Source organism: Streptomyces sp. P5F9, assembly GCF_057961495.1.
Map to the genome: position 1 here is coordinate 1 of NZ_JBXVPZ010000642.1, position 4,318 is coordinate 4,318.

Annotated in this window: 5 protein-coding genes and 1 pseudogene; 5 read left to right on the forward strand and 1 reads right to left on the reverse strand. The window is 69.2% G+C overall.

The genetic code is table 11. The features are described 5' to 3' along the window. The 5 genes and pseudogenes from AC31A1_RS47525 to AC31A1_RS47545 all read left to right on the forward strand — a co-directional run. Positions 1–141: pseudogene (locus AC31A1_RS47525) on the forward strand (cysteine hydrolase); the annotation flags it as partial. Positions 142–151: 10 nt separating this feature from the next. After that, on the forward strand, positions 152–1,060 hold the full coding sequence (locus tag AC31A1_RS47530; protein WP_489659288.1) for a GlxA family transcriptional regulator: 909 nt from the start codon (positions 152–154) through the stop codon (positions 1,058–1,060). A gap of 105 nt (positions 1,061–1,165) precedes the next feature. Next, positions 1,166–1,765, forward strand: a complete 600-nt coding sequence (locus AC31A1_RS47535; RefSeq protein WP_489659292.1) for a DinB family protein — start codon at positions 1,166–1,168, stop codon at positions 1,763–1,765. A 216-nt stretch (positions 1,766–1,981) separates the two neighbouring features. Further along, on the forward strand, positions 1,982–2,437 hold the full coding sequence (locus AC31A1_RS47540) for a MarR family winged helix-turn-helix transcriptional regulator (RefSeq protein ID WP_489659289.1): 456 nt from the start codon (positions 1,982–1,984) through the stop codon (positions 2,435–2,437). 63 nt (positions 2,438–2,500) lie between these two features. Then, positions 2,501–2,821 (forward strand): helix-turn-helix domain-containing protein, encoded by a 321-nt coding sequence (locus AC31A1_RS47545; protein WP_489659290.1) that lies wholly within the window; start codon positions 2,501–2,503, stop codon positions 2,819–2,821. 100 nt (positions 2,822–2,921) lie between these two features. Here AC31A1_RS47545 and AC31A1_RS47550 read toward each other — a convergent pair whose 3' ends face one another. Continuing rightward, on the reverse strand, positions 2,922–3,917 hold the full coding sequence (locus AC31A1_RS47550; RefSeq protein WP_489659291.1) for a phospholipase D-like domain-containing protein: 996 nt from the start codon (positions 3,915–3,917) through the stop codon (positions 2,922–2,924). Between the last annotated feature and the right edge of the window lie 401 nt (positions 3,918–4,318).

The following is a 4,318-nucleotide window of genomic DNA, read 5'->3' on the forward strand; positions in this document are numbered from 1 at the left end:
ACCGTCGCCGAACTCCTCGCCGACCCCCGCACCCTCCCCGCCGACGAGATCATCCGCCGCACCGAGTACGCCCTCGCCGGCCGCTTCGCCACCATCGCGACGGTCGACCAACTGGAAGCCGCCGCAGCACATCAGGCATGATGACCGGATCGTGAGCCACGTCGTCTTCTTCCTGGTACCCGGAGTCCACCTGCTGGACCTGGCCGGCCCCGCGCAGGTCTTCTCCACGGCGGCCGACTTCGGGCACCCCTACACGCTCTCCTACGTCGCCGAGCAGCCCCAGGTCACCAGCGCCCAGGGGCTGCCGCTGGCGGCCGGACTCGACTGGCCCGAGCTGGGCCCCGAGGACCTGATCGTGGTGCCGGGGTGGCGTGCCGTCACTCTGGCCGACGCACCCGCCATCGGTGCTACGACTCTGCGGGCACTCCGGGACCACCACGCCCAGGGCGGGACGGTGGCCAGTGTCTGCGCCGGAGCCGACGCGCTCGGCCGGGCCGGACTCCTCGACGGCCGCCACTGCACCACCCACCACGACGTCCAGGACGAACTCGCCCTGCGCCACCCGAAGGCGACCGTCGTCCGCGACGTCCTGTTCACCACCGACGACCGGATCATCACCTCGGCAGGCATCGCCAGCGGCATCGACCTCGCCCTGCACATCGTCGCCACCCGGCACGGCCCCGCCGTAGCCGCGCAGATCGCCCGGGACATGGTCGTCTACGCCCGCCGCAACGGCCACGAGCCGCAGACCAGCGCGATGCTCCGGCACCGCTCCCACCTCGACGACACGGTGCACCGGGTCCAGGACCTCATCGACACGCGGTTCGACGAGGCGCTTCCGTTGCCCGCCCTCGCTTCGGCGGTCGGCGTCAGCGAGCGCACCCTGACCCGCCTCTTCGGCCGGGCCACCGGACTCACCCCGCTGCGCTACCAGCAGACCCTCCGCCTCGAACGCGCCGAGCACCTCATCAGCCACGGCGCCACGATCGACGCCGCCGCCCGCACGGTCGGCTTCGAGGACCCGCGGATGCTGCGCCGACTGCGTGCGCGCACCTCGTAACCGAGGGGCGGCGGGGCAGGTGCGCTGTTAGGTTGCCGGGTCGGCAGACCGCCGTATCGAAGCCCGACCGGCACGCCACAGGAGCGCCCCGTGATCCCACCCCGTATGGTTCCGCTGCTCGACCAGTTCGACTTCGCGTGCGAACGCCTCTCCAGCCGGATGACAGGGCCCGTCGTGGACAGCGGCGACGGCACGAACACCCGGGTCGGGCCCATGACCGACGCGGAGTACTTCTGGGAGCCGGTGCCGGACTGCTGGTCGGTGCGACGGCGGACGGACGGTCCGGGAGCGCGGGCAAATTCCCTGACGGGACAGGGCGATTGGGGACGCGACGCCGCTGCCTACCCGCATCCCTGGCCTCCACCCTTCACCACCATCGCGTGGCGGCTGAGCCATCTCACCGAGTTGCTGACCCTCCGCGCCGAGCACACGGCCGGCAGCCGTACGTTGACCCGCGACGACTTCTCCGTCAGCGGCGATGCCATCGGTGCGGTCGATGCCTTCGACGCCGGCGCGGGTGCCTGGCGGACGGCGCTGGTGAGTGCCGACGAGGCCGCGCTCGACACCGTGGGGTACTGCACCTATCCGCACGGCAGCGACGCGGAGGAGCCGTTCATCGACATCGTGTGGTGGGTCAACCAGGAAGTGCTGCACCACGGAGCCGAGATCGCCATGCTGCGTGACCTGTACCGAGAGCGTGGTTGACCGTCACAGGACCGCTCCCATGCGTCAGGGGACGATCTCCTCCGTCCCGAACCCGAGCGCCTCGGACTTGCTCCCGGCACCGGTTTCCGCGCCTCGATGTCGTACAGCGTGACCGACGTACGCCGACTGGGCGTGTGGCGGTAGGGGCAGCGACTGCGGGATGTCATGGACCGAGGTTCCTTGAGGGTCTTTGCTTGAGCACGCTAATCTGCACGGATGACCGCTGCCGAGGATCCCCTGACCGCGCAGGAAGAGCGTTTCTGGCGTGCCTTGATGCGGGTCATCGTCGCGCTGCCGCGTTCGCTGGACGACGATCTGCTGCGGGCGACGGGACTGACGCTCACCGAGTACGTCGTCCTGATGAGCCTGTCCGAGGCCGAGAACCAGGAACTCCGCATGGCGGATCTCGCGGCGGCCACCGCGCTGTCCGCGAGCCGCATCACCCGAGTCGTGGACGCGTTGCAGAGCCGCGGCCAGGTCGTGAAACGGCGCTACGAGGGTGACGCGCGCGGGAATGTCGCGACGCTCACCCCGGAAGGGCTGAAGCGGCTTGAGGCGGCTTATCCGATACACCTCGCGAGTGCCCGCAAGCGTGTGATGGACCATCTCGACGGCCGGTCGCTGTCGGCCATGGTTCGGCAGTTCGAGACGGTGGCCGGGAAGTTCGACTGAGATCCGGAACGGTCACTGTGCACGCGGAAGATCGTCGTCGCCTTGGTCAGCGTGGACGGGACCTTGGGTAGGATCGAGGCCTGCCGGACCCACGTGAGCAACGCGCTCCAGGCGCCGTCCGGACAGGTACCGCTGGACACCGACGACTCACCGCTCGCGGTCGCCACAGCCGGCGCACCCGACGTCATGGCCCGCGTCGCCACCAAGGTCCTCGGCCCCATCGAGGCCGTGCCCGCCGACGAACGCGCCCTGCTGCTCGACACGTTGGACGTCTGGTTCGACTGTGGCGGATCCGCCGAGGAGGCCGCAAAGCAGCTCTACGTCCACCCCAACACCGTGCGCACCCCCTGCGCCGCATCGCCGAACGCACCGGGCGCTCCCTGACCGACCCCTGCGGCATCACCGAACTCGCCCTCGCCCTGCGCGCCGTACGCCAGACTCCGAGGTCCCCGACCCCGGAGTCGACCGACGGCACACGGAAGTCCTAGGCGGCGGTACCGCCCGCGTAGTCGCTCTTGAACGTCGTCTCGATGGTCGTGGCGACGGACTGGGCCACGCCGGTGCCGGTGAGGATGATGCCCAACTCCCGGTTGTTCGACAGGGAGTTGCTGCTGATGTTCATCGAACCCGCCTCCACCTCCTGGGTGGACAGGCCGTAGTCGGCGACCATGGCCTTGGCGTGGATGTAGAAGCCGGCGGGGTCGGAGTAGCCGACGACCGTGCCGCCGGCCGCCTTGATCGCGGACACCTCGCTGGAGTAGTCGCCCGGGGTCTCCAGCACCACCCGCACGGTCACGCCCGCCTTCGCTCTGGCCACGATCGCGTTGACCACCGTACTGTCGCTGAACTCCAGCTCCTCGACGTCCAGCGTCGTGGTCGCCGCGTTGATCACGGTCAGCAGACGGCTGCGCGAGTCGGTGGGGGACCAGAGCAGGTGGTCGCCGTCGGTCGGGGTGACCGAGGTGCCGGCGTAGTCCGCGTTGAACACCTTCTCGATCGCGGCGACATCACGGGTGTCGTCGGTGAAGACGCCGTAGTCGCGGCCGGTCGAGTAGTACTGCGAGGTCAGATTGCCGGTCAGGACAAGCGACTTGGTGGCGTCGACCGTGATCGTCTTCTGGTGGGTGTAGACGAAGCTGGACGGCGACCACACCACGCCCACGCCCGCGTTCGTCAGCGCCGTGTACGCCGAACTGTTGGCGGACTGGTGCGCGCGGTCCAGGACCACCCGCACGGTGACGCCCTTCTTCTCCAGGGCGATCAGGTCGTTGACGGCTGTGGTGTCCTCCAGCTCGTACATCGTCATGTCGAGCGAGGATGTCGCCGAGTTGATGAAGTCGTAGATGGTCGGCTGGGTGGTGCCGGCCTGCGAGAAGGCGAAGGCGGTGTAGGTCGCGGCGTTGGCGGGGACAGCCGTGACGAACAGGGTGGCGCCGGCTGCCAGCGCGACACCCGCGCGGCCGAGGAACGTCCTCAACATGCGTGACTCCTAGTCGAGTTGATGCCCACGTGGGGGGTGGCGGGCAGGTGCATGACACCACGCGCGTAGAACGCGGTGGAAGAGCAGCTCGGTGAACTCGGCGTTGCCTGCTGTGAGTACGGCCGGACAAAGGGGACTCCGTACAGGTGGAGCCCGGTTCATGAGGTACCCGCGAGTTAGCAAAAACTTCGTAGCCGGCGATTCCCGGGTCAACTGCGGCGCCCTCAAAGGGGCGCGGGGCTGTATCGATGTGCGGCTCCGCCGCGTGGGCGCGCCCAGCCACAACGGCGCGCCACTGGAACGACGGCATATCGGGGCACTACGAGCGGAGCGCCTAGGCTGCGCACCGACCCACGCATCAACCCCAGGAGCGCCCCCGTGTCCAACCCTCCGTACCCGGA